The organism is Mucilaginibacter daejeonensis, assembly GCF_020783335.1.
GTDB lineage: Bacteria > Bacteroidota > Bacteroidia > Sphingobacteriales > Sphingobacteriaceae > Mucilaginibacter > Mucilaginibacter daejeonensis.
The window spans coordinates 4,302,018-4,319,588 of record NZ_CP086068.1 but is presented as its reverse complement, the minus strand read 5'-3'; the positions used below and the strand labels follow the sequence as shown (position 1 = coordinate 4,319,588).

At 48.9% G+C, this 17,571-nt stretch carries 15 protein-coding genes; 7 read left to right on the top strand and 8 right to left on the bottom strand.

Annotated elements, in window-relative coordinates; translation table 11 throughout:
- Window positions 1–2 precede the first annotated feature (2 nt).
- The 5 genes from lptC to LLH06_RS18495 all read left to right on the top strand — a co-directional run bounded on the left by lptC (window position 3) and on the right by LLH06_RS18495 (window position 4,846).
- Window positions 3–575, top strand: coding sequence for an LPS export ABC transporter periplasmic protein LptC (gene lptC, locus LLH06_RS18515; RefSeq protein ID WP_228170776.1), 573 nt, complete (start codon window positions 3–5; stop codon window positions 573–575).
- A gap of 91 nt (window positions 576–666) precedes the next feature.
- On the top strand, window positions 667–2,763 hold the full coding sequence (locus LLH06_RS18510) for a peptidylprolyl isomerase (protein ID WP_228170775.1): 2,097 nt from the start codon (window positions 667–669) through the stop codon (window positions 2,761–2,763).
- 69 nt (window positions 2,764–2,832) lie between these two features.
- Window positions 2,833–3,351 carry a DUF2480 family protein gene (locus LLH06_RS18505; RefSeq protein WP_228170774.1) on the top strand — a complete coding sequence of 173 codons (519 nt, stop codon included), beginning with the start codon at window positions 2,833–2,835 and terminating at the stop codon, window positions 3,349–3,351.
- A 108-nt stretch (window positions 3,352–3,459) separates the two neighbouring features.
- Window positions 3,460–4,272, top strand: a complete 813-nt coding sequence (locus LLH06_RS18500) for a DUF3108 domain-containing protein (protein ID WP_228170773.1) — start codon at window positions 3,460–3,462, stop codon at window positions 4,270–4,272.
- A gap of 10 nt (window positions 4,273–4,282) precedes the next feature.
- Window positions 4,283–4,846, top strand: coding sequence for a DUF3109 family protein (locus LLH06_RS18495; RefSeq protein WP_228170772.1), 564 nt, complete (start codon window positions 4,283–4,285; stop codon window positions 4,844–4,846).
- Window positions 4,847–5,020: 174 nt separating this feature from the next.
- Here LLH06_RS18495 and LLH06_RS18490 read toward each other — a convergent pair whose 3' ends face one another.
- The 4 genes from LLH06_RS18490 to LLH06_RS18475 all read right to left on the bottom strand — a co-directional run bounded on the left by LLH06_RS18490 (window position 5,021) and on the right by LLH06_RS18475 (window position 11,542).
- Window positions 5,021–8,152: a PAS domain S-box protein gene (locus tag LLH06_RS18490; protein WP_228170771.1), complete on the bottom strand. Its 3,132-nt coding sequence runs from the start codon at window positions 8,150–8,152 to the stop codon at window positions 5,021–5,023.
- Between the two features lie 9 nt (window positions 8,153–8,161).
- Window positions 8,162–9,433 (bottom strand): serine hydroxymethyltransferase, encoded by a 1,272-nt coding sequence (locus LLH06_RS18485; RefSeq protein ID WP_228170770.1) that lies wholly within the window; start codon window positions 9,431–9,433, stop codon window positions 8,162–8,164.
- A 31-nt stretch (window positions 9,434–9,464) separates the two neighbouring features.
- A complete protein-coding gene (locus tag LLH06_RS18480; RefSeq protein WP_228170769.1) occupies window positions 9,465–10,214 on the bottom strand; it encodes a segregation and condensation protein A in 750 nt (249 codons plus the stop codon).
- Between the two features lie 80 nt (window positions 10,215–10,294).
- On the bottom strand, window positions 10,295–11,542 hold the full coding sequence (locus LLH06_RS18475) for an MFS transporter (protein ID WP_228170768.1): 1,248 nt from the start codon (window positions 11,540–11,542) through the stop codon (window positions 10,295–10,297).
- Window positions 11,543–11,689: 147 nt separating this feature from the next.
- Here LLH06_RS18475 and LLH06_RS18470 point away from each other — a divergent pair, with 147 nt between their 5' ends.
- Window positions 11,690–12,586: a LysR substrate-binding domain-containing protein gene (locus tag LLH06_RS18470; RefSeq protein WP_228170767.1), complete on the top strand. Its 897-nt coding sequence runs from the start codon at window positions 11,690–11,692 to the stop codon at window positions 12,584–12,586.
- Here LLH06_RS18470 and lspA read toward each other — a convergent pair.
- Window positions 12,583–13,092: a signal peptidase II gene (lspA, locus tag LLH06_RS18465; protein ID WP_228170766.1), complete on the bottom strand. Its 510-nt coding sequence runs from the start codon at window positions 13,090–13,092 to the stop codon at window positions 12,583–12,585. The genes LLH06_RS18470 and lspA overlap by 4 nt on opposite strands.
- Before the next feature lie 49 nt (window positions 13,093–13,141).
- Window positions 13,142–14,119 (bottom strand): hypothetical protein, encoded by a 978-nt coding sequence (locus LLH06_RS18460; protein ID WP_228170765.1) that lies wholly within the window; start codon window positions 14,117–14,119, stop codon window positions 13,142–13,144.
- 140 nt (window positions 14,120–14,259) lie between these two features.
- Between LLH06_RS18460 and dxs the strand changes: the two genes are divergently transcribed.
- Window positions 14,260–16,188, top strand: a complete 1,929-nt coding sequence (gene dxs, locus LLH06_RS18455; RefSeq protein ID WP_228170764.1) for a 1-deoxy-D-xylulose-5-phosphate synthase — start codon at window positions 14,260–14,262, stop codon at window positions 16,186–16,188.
- Window positions 16,189–16,339: 151 nt separating this feature from the next.
- Here dxs and LLH06_RS18450 read toward each other — a convergent pair whose 3' ends face one another.
- The gene (locus tag LLH06_RS18450) at window positions 16,340–16,633 is read right to left on the bottom strand and encodes a hypothetical protein (protein WP_228170763.1); all 294 of its coding nucleotides are present in this window, start codon (window positions 16,631–16,633) and stop codon (window positions 16,340–16,342) included.
- A 4-nt stretch (window positions 16,634–16,637) separates the two neighbouring features.
- Window positions 16,638–17,507 carry a glucose-1-phosphate thymidylyltransferase RfbA gene (rfbA, locus tag LLH06_RS18445; protein WP_228170762.1) on the bottom strand — a complete coding sequence of 290 codons (870 nt, stop codon included), beginning with the start codon at window positions 17,505–17,507 and terminating at the stop codon, window positions 16,638–16,640.
- Window positions 17,508–17,571 lie beyond the last annotated feature (64 nt).

Here is a 17,571-nt window from a genome sequence, read left to right as displayed (position 1 = left end):
GCATGATCAAGGCTTTAGTGCACCGGTATGGTATACCGGTGCTTTTCGCTTTTATGGCGTTAGCAAGCGCCTGCGAGAACGATATGAAGGCCATCAAGAAAATATCGGGTCAGGAGGTGAGCAAGCCGATCAGCACCACCACAGGGCTCGATGTGCTTTTCAGTGATTCGGCCGTGGTTAAGTTCCACCTCACCGCACCCCTGCTGCTCGATTATATGGACAAAAAATTCCGCGAGATGCCTAAAGGTGTAAAGATCGTATCGTATGATACTAAAACACAAAAGGAGGCCGGCCAGATCGTGGCCGATTATGGCATCCAGCGCGAAGGAGAGAACGTCATTGAGTTGAGGCACAACGTGGTAGCCACCAATGCCAAGGGCGAAGTGTTCAAATCTGATGAGTTGATCTGGGACCAGAACAAAAAGGAATTTTACTCCAACAAACCGGTAGAGGTCACCCTGGCCTCAGGTACGCATTTGCTCGGAAATAACTTCAAAAGCAACGAAAGTATGTCGCCCTGGACCATGGGCGGAAGTAACGGGCAAATTACAGTCAGTCAAAACTTTGCGCAGTAAATTTTGTTTCCCGAAAATTTGTTAAAAGTTGTATCTTGCGCCCTCTTTTGAAAGAATAGAAAATTTATTTTTATAAGTACATATGGGTATAATGAGTTTTTTGCGCGAACGAATGGGTACGATCCTGGTCGTTATCATTGGTTTGGCGCTTTTTGCTTTCATTGCAGGTGAGGTGATCACCTACGGTCGCTCATTTATGGGTGGTGACCGAGATGAGATAGGCGAAGTGGCGGGAGAGAAGATCAGCTACACAGATTTCACCAAGAACGTAGAGCAGAACACCCAAATGTTCATGCAGCAGTCTGGCCAAACCAGCCTGACCCCACAGATCACTGAGTATGTTCAGGAGAACTCGTGGAACCAATCAGTTAGCCAGGTGATCCTGAAAAAGGAGATGGACAAACTGAACATCGTGGTAGGCGAGGACGAGATCAAGAACATGATCAGCGGACCGAACCCTGATCCGCAGATCGTTCAATACTTTGGCGATCCTAAAACCGGCCAGCTTGACCGCCCGAAACTGAACGCATTTTTACGCGAGCTGCAAAGCGCAAAGGATAATGACCCTCGTGTTGAGCAATGGGCATCTTTCATCGCGCCAAAGATCGAGCAGCGCCGTATCGAAAAATACTTTGCTTTAGTGCACAATGGCTTATATGTGAACTCACTTGAGGCACAAGACGCTTACGAGAACAAAGGCAAACTGGCTAAGTTCAACTATGTAGAGCTGCCGTACTCATCTATCGCCGATAACAAGGTGAACCCTACTGATGATGATTACCAAAGCTATTACAACGACCATAAAAAGTTGTTCAACAACCCGCAAGAACTGCGCAGCTTTGAATATGTGAGCTTCAATGCTTCGCCTTCAAAGGCTGATAGCGCTACCATCAAAGAGCAAATGCAGAAACTGAGCGGCGAATTGAAAGCCAGCACCAACGATTCATTGTTCGTGCAGATCAACTCAGAGACCAAAACTCCTTTGGTGTACGCAAAAAAAGGTCAGTTAGAGCCTCAACTGGACTCAGTGATGTTCAACGCCACTCCGGGTTTCATCTACGGTCCGTACGTATCTAACGGTAGCTACAAGATCGCTAAACTGGTTGATAGCCGTATCGGTCCTGACTCTGTTAGCGCCCGTCATATCCTGATAAACCCTGCTGCTGTAGGTGGTGTGGATAAGGCTCAGGCCAAAGCCGACTCATTAAAGAAACTGATCGAAGGTGGCCGTCCATTCGCCGAACTGGCTAAGAACTTCTCAGAAGATAAGGCCTCTGCCGAAAAAGGTGGCGACCTGGGTACATTCGGTCGTGGTGCTATGGTGCCTGCCTTTGAAGAGGCTGCATTCAATGGCAAGACCGGCGACCTTAAAATAGTGACCTCACAATTTGGTGTTCACCTGATCAACATCACCGGCCAAAAAGGATCGTCTAAAGTTGTTAAGGTAGCCACTGTTGATAAGCCTTTGGTAGCCAGCAATAGCACCTCATCTACCGCTTACGGTAAAGCACAAGCTTTCCTTGGTCAGGTAGCTGATGGCAACTTTGCTCAGGAAGCTAAAAAAATAGGTTTGACCGTAAAGAACGCATCAGACGTACCGGGCACAGCATCATCATTGCCAGGTTTAGATAACGCTCGCGAGATCGTTAAATGGGCCTTCAACAAAGCCGAAGACAAAGGCGACGTAGTTGATCAGGTTTATACCCTGGGCGACCAGTACGTGGTAGGTCGTTTGACCGCTATCAAAAAAGCTGGCACTCTACCTTTAGAAGCTGTTAAAGAACAGATCAAAGGCGAAGTGATCCAAAAAGTAAAAGCCAAACAACTAATGGATAAGCTTTCGGGTGCTACTACTTTGCAACAAGCTGCTCAAAAAGGTGGCGTAAAAGTGGTACCGGTAGAGAACGTTGTGTTCGCTAACCCGGTTATCCCAGGCTTGTCATTAGAGTATAAAGTGATCGGTACCGTATTCGGTCTTCAGCCTAAAAAGGTATCCAAACCTATCGAAGGTGCTAACGGTGTTTACATGGTATCAGTAGATAGCTTTGTTAACCCTGCTCCGCTTACCAACACTGTACGTGAGAAACAGCAGTTAGGCCAAACCGTATTGCAGCAAGCCGATAACCGCTTGTTCGATGCGCTGAAAGATAAGGCTAATGTAAAAGATTACCGCTTCAAGTTCTTATAGTATAAATTGAAGTAATTTTGTATCCGGGAATGGCTTTAGCTGCTCCCGGATATTTTATTTTATACGGTTATGGATATACAGGAAAATATTGTGAATAAGGTGGCTCAAAGTGGTTTGGTGACCCTTGACCCGGCCAGCTTTTACCCGCAGGGTGAGCGCGTGATCTATGATATCAAAGATAACCTGTTCATGGAACTGATCCTGCGCGAAAAAGACTTCCGTGACTTCGTTAAAGAGCATGACTGGAGCCGGTATACCGGCAAGTATGTGGGCATCACCTGTACGGCTGATGCCATTGTGCCTGCCTGGGCCTATATGCTGTTAGCTAACCGTATGGCTCCCTACGCTAAAGAAGTGGTGTTCGGGGATGCGGCAGTGCTGGAGACCGTGTTGTTCGAGAAAGCGATGGCCAAGGCCGATCTGGAGCAATACCGTGATCAGCGTGTAGTGCTGAAAGGTTGCGGCGATGTAGAAGTACCCACCTCGGCTTACGTGGAGCTTACCAAGCGCTTGACACCTGTAGCCAAAAGCCTTATGTTCGGTGAACCTTGTTCTACCGTGCCCATCTATAAGCGTAAAGATAAATAGACGTAGGATCGCCCGTCCGATAGATACTTACAGGCATTAAACAGAAAGCCATATCTCCTGTCTTATTTAGTAGATGTTCTTCAGGAACTTCTATATTTATCAAAGACCATGACAAGATCTACAAATAAATTCAGGGGTATGGCGGGTAAAGGTTTAGCATTGATCGGTTTGATGCTTACCGCGCTCTTGCCTTTATATGCCCAGCAACCGGTAAAGCTTGACGAGCCTACCTTTAAGGCAGGGGAGGAACTGAACTACCGACTCAAATACGGTTGGTTCACCGGTGCCGAGGCACATTTACGTGTGGCCGATACTGATACTAAATTTGAAGGCAAGCCGGCATGGCACATTATCGTTGATGGTAAAACGGCCGGTAGCTTTGATGTTTTTTACAAGGTACGTAACCGTTACGAGACCTTTATCGACCGCAGTACCCTCGAGCCTTACCTGTATACCGAGGACCGTCACGAAGCTAAATACAAGCATCAGGACCATGTGGAATTTGACCACGCGGATGGTAAGATCAAGGCCAACAGTGGTACCTATCCATTCAGCGGGCAGGTATTCGATTTCCCATCGGCCTATTATTTCGCCCGTAATCTTGACGTGAGCAAGCTGAAGATCGGCGACAAATTCGACCTCCGGTATTTTTTGGATGATGCCATACAAACGCTCACGATCACTTATATGGGTAAAGAAAAGGCCGAATGTTCCTTAGGTACGTTCAATTGCTTAAAATTCAACCCTACCATTATACCCGGCCGTATATTTAAAAAGAACAGTAAGTTGTACCTTTGGGTCACCGACGATCGTAACCGCATACCGGTGCGGGCGCATGTAGAATTGATCGTAGGTAGCGTGACCATGGACCTGACCAATGCTAAAGGGTTGAAATATCCGTTGAACACGATAAAAAAATAAAAGAGATAAGATGATCGAAGTAGGGAGCACCCTGGTGCATGAAGATGTAGTGACCGAGAACTTTGTTTGTAACCTTAACCGTTGCAAGGGAGCCTGCTGCCTGGAAGGCGATTCGGGCGCTCCATTGAACGCCGATGAGCTGGACATACTCAAGGAGATATACCCCAAGGTGAAGCCTTACATGACCGCCAAAGGCATAGCTACCGTTGAGGCAGAGGGTGAGTACGTGACCGATTTTGAAGGCGATTATACTACTCCCTGTGTAGACACGAATAAGGAATGCGCTTACGTGACCTGGGAGAATGGCATTACCAAATGTGCGATCGAGAAGGCATGGGAGCAGGGTGCTGTTGCCTGGCGCAAACCTATATCATGCCATTTGTACCCGATCCGCATTACCAAGTACCCTGAATTTGACGCGCTGCATTATGATCGCTGGAACATTTGTAGCCCCGCCTGTACCTTTGGTGATGAACTAAAAGTACGTGTACACGAATTTTTGAAAGAACCGCTGATCCGTAAATACGGTGCCGAGTGGTACCAGGAATTGGAAGACCGTGTAGCGGGAATATAATGTAACTATTTCATAATGAACGCGTATAATACCTGGAGCGTTTGATCATAATTAATGAGGCAGGAGTACACCGTAAAAAGTTGCTCCTTTTTTTTATGATATAAAGTTACTGCTGCACCATAAAAAAAGCGCCGTGATGAGCTCAGGGCGCTTTTTTGTTCTCTATATCACAACTTATTGCTGTTGGTAACGGCTCAGTTTCTCGTACAAATTCTTTGGGTCGAATGGTTTTAGGATGAAGTCGTTCATGCCTGATTCCTCGATCTGGTTCAGCTGGTTGTTCAACATGGATGCGGTAAGGGCAATGATCGGCAACTTTTTAAAGTAGTCATCGCTTTTACCGCGGATCACCTGCGTGGCTTCCAGTCCGCCCATTTCAGGCATGTGTATATCCATCAATACTACATCGTAGTTCATGTTTGCGGTAACTTTCTGCACCGCCTCTAAGCCATTCTCGGCAAAATCGGCTTGGATGCCCCATTTCTTGAGTACCTTGTTGATCAGCAACCGGTTGATCTGGTTATCATCAACTACCAGTACATTCACTTTTAATCCTATCTCTGCGGTATCGGTGCTTGTCATAGCCGTATTATTATCTTTTTTAAAAGTTATGGTGAACCAAAAGGTCGAACCCTGGTTGACCACGCTATCTACATTAATGCGCGAATCGTGTAACTCGATCAGGCGCTTACTGATGGCCAGCCCCAAACCGGTGCCGCCGTATTTACGGGTAGTATCGGTAGAGGCCTGTTTGAACGATTCGAATATCGTATCGATCTTATCGGCCGGTATGCCTATGCCCGTATCGGTCACTGCGAACCGTATACGTACCTCCGACGCGCTTTGTTCTATCATTTTCAGATCGATCGTCACGCCACCCTCTTCCGTGAACTTAACGGCATTGCTGGCCAGGTTAAGCAGGATCTGGATAAGCCTGGTACGATCGCCCAATACATGCTTCGGTATAGCATCATCAACGTGTTGCTTCAGATAGATGTGCTTTTTACTGCCCAGGTTGAACTGTAACGAGTTGACCACGCTACGGGTTAGTTCGCGCAGGTCCAAACTGGCCCTTTCCAGTTCAATGTTGCCTGTTTCGATCTTGGTGAGGTCCAATACATCATTGATCAGCGTCATGAGGTTAGATGCTGAAAATTTTAGCACCTCCAGGTTCTCTTTTTGCGATTCGGATGCGTTCTCCTCGGCCAGTAAGTGCGCCATCCCGATCACTGCGTTAAGCGGTGTACGGATCTCATGGCTCATTACCGATATGAACATCTCCTTGGCGCGGCTCAGTTGCAAGGCCTCTTCTTTGGCGTTGATCAATTCTATCTCGGCCTTTTTACGGGCAGTGATGTCAATGATCACCTCAATGTATTTCTTTATCCGGCCACGTTCGTCCAGGATCACCGAGTTGATCACCGATATCCACAACGGCTGCCCGTCGCGGCGGTAGATCAGCAGGTCCACCTCGAACGACTGTTTATTCTTCGATAGCTCCCTGGCTTTTTCAATGATCGAGAAGTCGGTCATTTCACCGCGCAGCACATCACCTACGTGTGTGCCCTGTACATCAGCCAGGGCGTATCCGGTGATCTTTTCAAAGGCTTTGTTCACCCACTCCACGTTGCCGTCAGCATCGTTGATCACCACACCGCTGGCCGTGTTGCTGGCCACTAAGGATAACATTTGTACCTGTTCTTCTGCCTCTTTGCGGTCGTTAATATCCACGCACACGGTCACCTGGCGTTCCAGTTGACCGGTCTCATTAAAGAACGGGCTGTTGGACAGGTATACCCAGCGTGGAGTACCATCCTTACGGTAGATCTGTAGTTCTATGCCATAAGGTTTATTTTCGTTGTAAGCCTCCTTGGCTTTTTGCAGTACACTGCGGTCGGTATACTCACCGATCAGTATGTCGCCGAACACCTTCCCTTTCAGTTCATCAAGGGTGTAACCCAAGGTCTCCTCCAGGGTATTGTTCATCCAGATCACACGACTCTCACGGTCGCGGATCACGACGCCGCTTGGCGACTTGGCCGACGCGAACGACAATATCTCGAGGTCCTTTTCGGCGATCTTGCGGTCAGTGATGTCGGTTATGACCTTGATGTATTTTTCGGCCTCTCCATCGCTATTCAATACCGGCGAATTGGTGACAGATAGCCACATTTCTTTACCCATTTTGTGTTGGATAAGTAACTCGATCTCGAAAGCCTTTTTAGACAGCAGCATGTCGCTGATGCGCTGGCCAACCTTAGGGTCCAGGTAATCACCGCCAAAAAGTTCGCCCATTTGCATGCCCTGCATGTCGGCCATATTAAAGCCGGTAATGCTCTCAAATGCATTGTTGATCCACATCACCCGGTTCTGTGAGTCGGTAATAGCCACACCATTGCTGATCTTGCTGGCCACTAATGACAGTTGCTCGATCTGCTGTTGAACGGCTTTTTGAGCGGTGATGTCGCGCCCGCTGGCGAACCATCTGCCTTCGCGGTTAACGGCCGTCCAACTGATGCATTTTTCCTTTTTGTCGGCAGCCAGCACGCAGGTCTCGAGGGCAAAGGCTCGCTGTGTACGCAGCCCTGTCTCGATCTGAGTAGCAAATTGGTCACGGTCGTGATCTACCACAAATTCCCATAACGACCGACCGATCAACTGCTCAGGCTTGTAACCTAAAATGGTCTCCACCGCATTGTTGATCAGCTCGATCTTAGAGGTCTCATCAGCTATGTAATGGATCTCAGACGAACTGTTGAATAGGGTATAAAAATCTTTGTGTAGTTGAAGGCTTTGCTCCAGTTCTCTTTTTTGCTTGCGCAGGGTAAGGTGAGAGATGACCTCGGTGGCCAGGGTTCGCAGAGCATCACGCTGCTCCTCGGCCAGGGCACGGGGCTGCTGGTCAAAAACGCAGAGCGTACCAAGGCACCGGCCATCGGCATCTACCAATGGAGCGCCCGCGTAGAAACGAACGTGAAGACCATCGGTCACGAATATATTATCACGGAACAGGTCGCTTTGAGTGGTATCAGGTACCTCCAGCAACTGGTCGGTCATGATGGTATACTGGCAAAAGCCATCGGCACGTGGTATTTGCCCTAAAGGCATTCCCACGGCCGATTTGAACCATTGTCGGTCATTATCCATAAATGATATCGAGGCGAACGGCACATTGCAGATATATGAAGCTAAACGTGTGATGGCATCGAACTCAGCTTCCGGAAGGGTATCCAGGATCTGATAAGTATTCAGTGCGCTTAAACGTTCTTTTTCATTAACCGGAATGGGTACACTGCTCGTTATCATAAAGTGATTTTAGCTGTATAACGGGAACTTTTCCGTTAAGGCATGGACACTTTTACGTACCTTTTTCAAAGAAAGTTCATTTTCAGGATCTTTTATCACCGCATCGATCAGTTCGGCGATCTGCTCCATTTGCTTCTCTTTCATGCCACGGGTGGTAACAGCAGCGGTACCTATACGGATACCTGAGGTAACGAACGGTGAGCGGTCATCGTAAGGGACCATGTTCTTATTCACAGTGATATCGGCTTGCACCAACGCGTTCTCGGCCGCTTTGCCCGAAATGCCTTTGTTGCGCAGGTCGATCAGGATCAGGTGATTGTCAGTACCGCCTGACACGATCTCGTAACCACGCTCTAACAATGCTTTGGCGATCGCCTGAGCGTTCAATTTAACTTGCAGGATGTATTTCAGGTAGCTATCGCTCAGGGCCTCATGGAAGGCAACTGCTTTAGCCGCGATGATGTGCTCCAGCGGGCCTCCTTGTGTGCCCGGGAATACTGCGCCATCCAACAAGGCCGACATCTTTTTGATCTCGCCTTTTGGAGTGGTCAGTCCCCATGGGTTATCAAAGTCCTTACCCATCATGATCATGCCACCGCGTGGGCCGCGAAGGGTCTTGTGAGTAGTAGTGGTCACGATATGGCAGAACGGAAGCGGATCGGTCAACAAGCCGCGGGCGATCAAACCTGCCGGGTGCGATATATCGGCCAATACCAGTGCACCAACCTCATCGGCCACCTGGCGTATAAAGGCGTAATCCCAGTCACGTGAGTATGCTGATGCACCGCAAATGATCAGTTTTGGTCTTTCGGCCAAAGCGGTCTCACGCAGCTGCTCATAATCGATCAAACCGGTGTCTTTTTTAACACCGTAAAAAAATGGCTGATACAGTTTACCCGAAAAGTTGACCGGCGAACCATGGGTCAGGTGACCACCGTGCGAAAGGTCAAAACCCAGGATCTTATCGCCCGGTTGCAGTACGGCAAGCATCACTGCGGCGTTGGCCTGTGCGCCTGAGTGTGGCTGCACATTGACCCACTCGGCATTGAACAATTGCTTGGCACGTTCAATGGCAATGGTCTCGATCTCATCAACGATCTGGCAACCGCCATAGTAACGTTTACCGGGTAAGCCTTCGGCGTATTTGTTGGTGGCTACCGATCCGGCAGCGGCCATTACCTGTTCACTTACAAAGTTCTCTGAGGCTATAAGCTCCAATCCTTCTTCCTGGCGTTTTTGCTCTTCGTCGAGTAACTCGAATATCAGTTTATCTTTTTTCATGTTATTATTAAGGTGCCTAAGTTAATCAAAATCAATGTGCTGTACGGGGCGATATCCAAAAATTATTGAATTCAAGCCCTATCTGTATGTCGATCAGTTCCTGCTGAAGCATCTCCAGCATGGCCAAAAAATTGTAGATGAAATGTACCCGGTTATCCGAGTTCTGCACCATGGCATCAAAGTCAAGCCGGCCGTTGATGCGCAGCAGATCATCGATCACCTTCTTTTGCTGCTCAATGGTATACGGGTATTGTACTACAGTGTGGGTCACCGGTTCTGACCGGTTGAGGTAGCGCAAATTAAGGCGATGGAACACTTGCATGAGGCGGTATAGGGTCAGGTCGGTCAGCTCTTCGCCCGGTGAGGCAGTTAACTCTACTGCGGCCAGGTCGGCGGCTATGTTGCCGCGGCGCTCCTGCTTAAAGCGTTCTTCTTCCAGTGGCCTCAATTGCTCGCACACATCCTTGAACTTTTTGTATTCGATCAGTTTGCGTACCAGGTCCTCCTTGCTGTTGATCTCGCCGTCGGCCACCTCGGCCTCATAGCGGGGGAGTAGCATTTTGGCTTTGATGCGCATCAGCGTAGCGGCCACAAAGATGAATTCGCTGGCCAGCTCCATATTGAGGCTGTTCATCTGGTGAATGTATTGCAAAAAGTCGTCGGTGATGCGGGCGATAGCTATCTCGTGGATATCCAGTTCGTCGCGTTCGATGAAGAACAGCAACAGATCAAAGGGGCCTTCGAACTGCGGCAAACGTATGGCAAAACTATCATCGGCCATGGGATGGCAAATATAGTTAATACCTATTAAAAAGGCCGATACTGATCAAATAACATGTGATCGGTACCGGCCCTGCAAAATTAGATGCTTGACAAACGGGGAATATTGCGGCCGCTGCCTTGTTGTGCATCAGTGCGGCGCTTGTTATAAACGATGTAGGCACCGGTGGCCAAAATACCGATGGCGCCTTCAATAGATACCGCTGCACGCGGACCCCAGGTGTTGGCCAGCCAGCCAATGATCAGGCTACCGATCGGGATCATACCCTGGTACGCCATCACATAGTAACTGATGGCCCGCGCACGCATAGCTGGAAGCGCGTGGGTTTGTATATAGGTGTTAATGGCTGAGGTTTGCGCCATCATACCGATACCGGTAATGGTCATGAACACCAGCGCTAAGGTCAGGTTGTTGGCGTAACCGAGCAGCAATACGCTCACGCCGAATAGTGAACTGGCCACCAGCATGATCCTGATCAAACCTTTATGGCTTTTGAGCGATGCCAGGTACACCGCGCTGATCACCGAGCCTAATCCTGCAGCGCTCTCGAACCAGCTGAAGGTACGGGCATTGCCGTGAAAGATGTCTTTGGCAAAGATCGGCATCAGGGTATTGAACGGGATCACGAATAAACTACTGATGGTCAGCATCAGGATCAGGCTGCTCAGGTCGGCATCGCCGGCCACGTATTTGAAACCGTCCTGTAGTTCCTGCCAGATACTGGTTTGCGGTTTACTGATCTGCGTGATCTTCAAATTCATCATGAACAAACAGGTCAGTACCGGAATGTAGCTGATGAAGTTACCGAAGAAACAAACGTCCTCACCAAATGTGCTCAGTACGATACCGGCCACTGCCGGACCGGCTATACGGGCAATGTTGGTCATGGTAGAGTTGAGTGCGATGGCGTTAGGCAGGTCGGCCTTATCTTCCACCATCTCGCCCATCATGGCCTGGCGGCAGGTCACATCAAAAGCGTTGATGATACCCTGCAGCAGGCTCAAACCAATGATGGCCGGAATGTTATAGATCTTGAACAGGATAAGGAAGGCCAGCGCACCCGCCTGCAACATAGATATCACTTGAGTGATCACCAATATTTTGTAACGGTCGTGGCGATCTACGATGCTGCCCGCGTAAGGCGACAGTACCAGCGATGGGATCAAGCTCATGAAACTGACCAAACCCAATAACAGCGCCGAACCGGTAAGCCGGTAAACCAGCCAGCTTACGGCCGTTTTTTGCATCCAGGTGCCGATCAGCGAGATGGATTGGCCATAGATGAAAAGTTTAAAATTACGGTACTTAAGGGAGCGGAAAACATTCATGCACAACATCGTTCTACCCGAACTATTTTAGTCGGGCCCGAATGCCGGGTCACTAAAATATTTCGGTATCACAAATATCGGGTATATTGATATATTTGTAAAATAGATTGTTTTAATGATATTGATAGGCAAAAGCGATCAATGGTTATGGAGATACGACAGTTACAATACTTTGTTAAGGCAGCCGAGACCATGAATTTCACCGAGGCAGCGGCTTCGGTGTTCATTACCCAAAGCACCCTCTCGCAGCAGATCAAGCAGTTGGAAGAGGAGTTGGGCATGCTACTATTCGACCGTATTGGTAAGCATGTGCGCATCACTGAGGCGGGGCATGTGTTTTTTGAGCATGCACAAAAGATCCTGCGCGATGTGCAAAAGAGCAAGCAAGCCATAGCCGAATTGAAGAACGCCGCCACCGGCGAGCTGAACATCGGCGTGTCGTATGCTTTTACCTCTTTATTGTTACCCGCACTGGCGCCATTCTCTACCAAGTATCCGGGCATCAAGATCCTGATCACTTATGGTAACCCGGAAGAGTTGGAGCGCAAACTGCGACTGGCCGAACTGGACATGATCCTGGCTTTCCATAACGAATCGGACGATGAGGACCTGGAGATGCAGCTGTTATTTAGTTCGGGCATTGTGATGGCGGTGGGTAAGCATAGCCCGTTGGCCAAACTAAAAGAGATAACCCTTAAAGAGCTGGGTATGCAGGACCTGATCATGCCTGGCAAGGGCTTCACCTCCAGGGCGCTTATCAATGAGTTGTTCTACCGGAATAAGATCGACCCCAAGATCAGGATCGAGATGAACGATGTGCACTCCATCCTGTCAATGGTTCAAAATGGGCACTGGGCCACCATCCTTAATGAAAAAGCCTTGTTCGGATGGGAAGGCATCTGCGCGGTACCCATTGAGGGTAAGCAGATCAGGCGGCGTTCCTACATCCTTTGGCAAAAAGGGGTGTACCGTAAAAAGGCGGCCGTGCTGTTCACCCAACAACTCATGGATATTATGAGCAACATGGACGATGATCAGCTTTAGCTGATAGCCGTTTCGGGTTTGGGTTCGGGCTTATTGTAGGCTATAATGAGGCCTACCACGCCAAGGCTGATGCAAACATCGGCCACGTTGAAAATGCCCGAACGCAAACTGCCGATGCCGATGTTCATAAAATCGACCACGTGGCGGTCATGAAATATACGATCGATCAGGTTGCCTATGCCACCGGCAAATACCATGGCCAGGCAGATCAGTTTAAGGGTGTCCAATTGTTTGATGCGGCTCATCATATAAACAATCATCCCGATCATGAACAGCAGCGGTAGCAGGCTCAATAATATAAAGCTGTAAGGCTGCGATAGTCCATCGCCTAAACTCAGGGCAGCGCCGGTATTCTCGGCATACTCCAACCTGAAGGTATCATACAAGTACGATGTCGGCCTGCTGTACATCAGGTGCTGCTTGGCCAGGTCCTTGGTCAGCATATCACACCCGATCAGTGAGGTGCATAGTATGCAAAGCATTAATATTTTGGTCTTGATCTTCATGGTCGGGTAAGGTTATGGAGGTTAAACTGTATGAGGCTAAAAATAGTATCTAATAACGGTCAAAGAACTCGTACCTGGTCGTCTTTTTATGGTTAGTGGCCGGAAAGTTGTTGAAGGCGATGTATTGAACCAACTTGTTGCCCTGATCGATACCCGGTATCAACTTAACTATCGCCCTGCGCACCTGTTCATGCTCCTTTTTAATGGTGGCCGTATCTTTTACGTTCAGTTTTGACACGTACCAGATCATGGGTGCATTTCCCTCGCCGCGATCTTGTATAAAAACGCGGATGAGTTTTGGTTTGGTAGGCACCTGCTCAAGTACCACCCCGCGCGACCATGCCCGTTCGGCCTCCACTATCACCTTGGTGTAAAAGCGATCCATGTCGTCAGAGGCGTCATACCGCCATATGGAACAGGGCATCGAGCACTGGCGCGCCAGATGCATATACTTCTCCGCATTGATCAAATGCCCTTTATCATATTCGTGCTGTGCCTTGGCGTAGAGTTCAGGCGCGGTCATGTGATCCATGGTGTAACGTTCCAGCTCGATCTCGTCGATCTTCCAACCGTACTTATATTTATTATAATTGGCCGTAAGTAACCAGTCCTCGCCATCATACTTCACCTTGAAAAAGGCCATATATTTTTCGCGGGTCAGCGGGTTATAGGTTAGTTGATAGCTGTTGGTCTCATACTTAAATGAACGTACGCTTTGCTCATCAGGAGTGGCGTGTATGATGTGATACTCATCGAGCATGGTGGCTTTGCTCTTTTTAAGCCTGATGCTGCAAAGCTCTACGATGCGCCTCGTGGTCGGCGCATCCAATAATTCCTTCGACATGATGTTGCCTAAGCCATTTAGGTCGTTCTTGTGCAGGTAGTCCAATAATCGGGTGTTAAGGGCATGGAAGTCGTTGCGCTGCTCGGGTTTTATCTGATCGTTCACCCAGGTACCGGGTGCTGGCTTACAGCCGGTGAACACCGTGATCAATAAGCACATTGACGCCAGAGCGATACGCGGCATTAGGGGTATCATGAATATTTAATATGACATCAAATATGATAAATGTAAGCCGATAAAAACAAAGTGACCAACAAATTTGTCGAACAGATTACCAACTAAAATGACTTACTTTGTAAGTTAATCATCGTATCCCATAGTAAATGCAAGTACCTGCCGGCGATCTGCTACAAAAGATCAATTCACCGCATGATCTGAAACAGTTCAAAGAAGAAGAACTGGAGCAGATATCACAGCAATTGCGTCAATACATTATTGATGTGGTATCTGTTAACGGTGGCCATTTTGGCGCGAGCCTTGGCGTTGTTGAATTGAGCGTGGCCTTGCATTACGTGTTGAATACGCCTTACGATCAGCTGGTTTGGGACGTAGGCCACCAGGCTTACGGACACAAGATCCTGACCGGCCGCCGCGATAACTTTCACACCAACCGTATGTACGGCGGACTGAGCGGTTTCCCTAAGCGCAGCGAGAGCGAGTATGATACTTTTGGGGTAGGGCACTCGTCCACCTCTATATCGGCCGCTTTAGGTATGGCCGTGGCCTCGCACTACAAAGGGGAAAAGGACCGCCAGCATGTAGCCGTGATTGGTGATGGTGCCATGACCGCAGGTATGGCCTTTGAGGCTCTAAACCATGCCGGTATCGCTAACAGTAACCTGCTGGTGATCCTGAACGATAATAATATGTCCATCGACCCCAACGTGGGGGCTTTAAAAGAATACCTGGCCGACATCACCACCTCTAAACCCTATAACAGTTTCAGGGGCGATATCGGTTACGTGCTATCAAAGATATCGGCCATTGGTCCGGATGCTTTGAAGTACGCCAAAAAGATCGAGAAGAGCATCAAGGGAACCCTGTTGAAGAACAGCAACCTGTTCGAAGCCCTCAAGTTCAGATATTTTGGTCCTATTGACGGGCACGACGTAAAGCATATGGTGAAGGTACTGCGCGACCTGCGCGACATACCCGGACCAAAGTTACTGCACTGTGTCACCGTAAAAGGCAAGGGTTATGCCCTGGCTGAAAAGGATCAGACCAAGTGGCATGCTCCCGGCTTGTTCGACAAGATCACCGGCGAGATCAAAAAGACCTATTACGAAAAGCCGCAACCGCCTAAATATCAGGACGTATTCGGCCATACTATTATCGAACTGGCCGAGCAGAACCCTAAGATCATGGGTGTTACGCCGGCCATGCCATCAGGCTGCTCGCTCAACCTAATGATGAAGGCCATGCCTGACCGCGCCTTTGACGTGGGCATTGCCGAGCAGCATGCTGTTACCTTCTCGGCCGGATTGGCCTCGCAGGGAATGGTGCCGTTCTGTAATATCTACTCCAGCTTTATGCAGCGCGCCTATGATCAGGTGATCCATGATGTGGCTATCCAGAAGCTCAATGTGGTGTTTTGCCTGGATCGTGCCGGTCTAGCCGGTGCCGACGGCCCTACCCACCATGGTGCTTACGATCTGGCATACATGCGTTGCATCCCTAACCTGGCCGTTGCTGCACCAATGAACGAGGAAGAACTGCGTAACCTGATGTTCACTGCCCAACAGGAAAATGCAGGTCCGTTCGTGATCCGTTACCCTCGTGGTAATGGGGTTATGGTAGATTGGCAGCGCCCAATGAAAGCCTTGCCTGTAGGTAAAGGCCGTAAGATCTGCGATGGCGAAGAACTGGCCATACTATCTATCGGTGCGATCGGCAACGAGGTAGTAAAAGCCACTACTGAGCTGAACACCTTAGGTTTTTACCCTGCACATTACGACCTGCGCTTTGTAAAACCACTTGACGAAGCCATGTTACACGAGGTATTCAGCAAGTACAGCAAAGTGATCACCGTTGAGGATGGTTGTTTAGAAGGCGGAGCCGGAAGTGCTGTACTGGAATTCATGGCCGATAATAAATACAAGGCCGACGTGGTGCGCTTAGGTATACCTGATGCCGTGATCGAGCATGGCGAACAACCTGAACTTTGGGCCGAATGTGGTTATGATGCGGCCAGCATCGTGCGCACGGTACAGAACATGGGTGTGGCGCAGAACAGGCACATCATAGCGTCGTAAACTTCTTAATTAATCCCCAACTTCCAACCTATGTCATGCCGATGCCTATCGTCATCTCACGGACAGGTCGCGGATATGATTTAAAGGGAAGGTATCATAGATATTTGCAGGAGAGATGCCGATATGCATCGGCATGACAGGTGAACCAAAGTTATACAGCTCCAGCTTTCACCACCGTTTGGCCGAACCGTAAAGTATCCGGGTCGAGGCCTAATTGCTGCATCCGTTCAGGGTCCATGTCGATCACCACACCTTTTTCGTGCGGCCCTTTACCGCTAAATTCAACCTCTACGCCCAGGTTTTGAAATAACTGGCGGATATGATCGCGCGTGGTGATGATGGGATTGCCATCCATTAGGGCATCCAGGTCAGGCAGTGAAAGCCTGTCCTGGGTGCCCTGAACGATATTGGTAACAGCCAACGCAATGGCTTGCGCTTTCAGCATGTTATTAGTGTTTTTTCTTGAGTATCTTAAGTAGATACTGTCCGTAACCGCTTTTGGTCAATGGTTTGGCGATCTCGGTCAGTTGCTCCGCATCAATAAAGCCCATACGGTAAGCGATCTCTTCTATACAAGCGATCTTAATGCCCTGGCGATCCTCGATCACCTGCACGAACTGGCCTGCCTGCATCAACGAGGCGAAGGTGCCGGTATCTAACCAGGCCGTACCACGACTCAGGATGCCTACCTTTAATTTACCGCGTTTCAGGTATTCGATGTTCACATCAGTGATCTCATACTCTCCACGAGGCGATGGCTTGATGTTCTTGGCAATCTCCACCACATCATTATCGTAAAAATATAAACCCGGTACTGCAAAGTCCGATCTTGGCTCCGCAGGTTTCTCTTCCAAAGAGATGGCTTGATTATTTTCGTCAAATTCAACTACGCCATAGCGCTCAGGGTCGGCCACCTGGTAAGCGAATACCATACCACCATCAGGGTCGGCGCTTTCCTGCAACAGGTGCGAAAGGCCGTCGCCGTAAAAGATGTTATCACCGAGGATGAGGGCTACCTTGTCATTACCGATAAAATCAGCACCGATCACGAACGCTTGTGCAAGGCCATTCGGTTCAGGCTGCACGGCATACTCAAAACGGCAACCGATGCGTGAACCATCACCCAGTAGTTTTTGGAACTGCGGCATATCATGCGGTGTGGATATGATCAGTATCTCCTTGATCCCGGCCAGCATCAATACCGACAGTGGATAGTAGATCATGGGTTTATCATACACCGGCATCAATTGCTTGCTAACGGCTAAGGTAAGAGGGTGCAATCGGGTACCTGATCCACCGGCTAAAATAATTCCTTTCACGGGCGTGTAACGTTAAGTTGTAATTGGGAGCAAGATATGAAAAATATATATGCGTAGTGTTAAA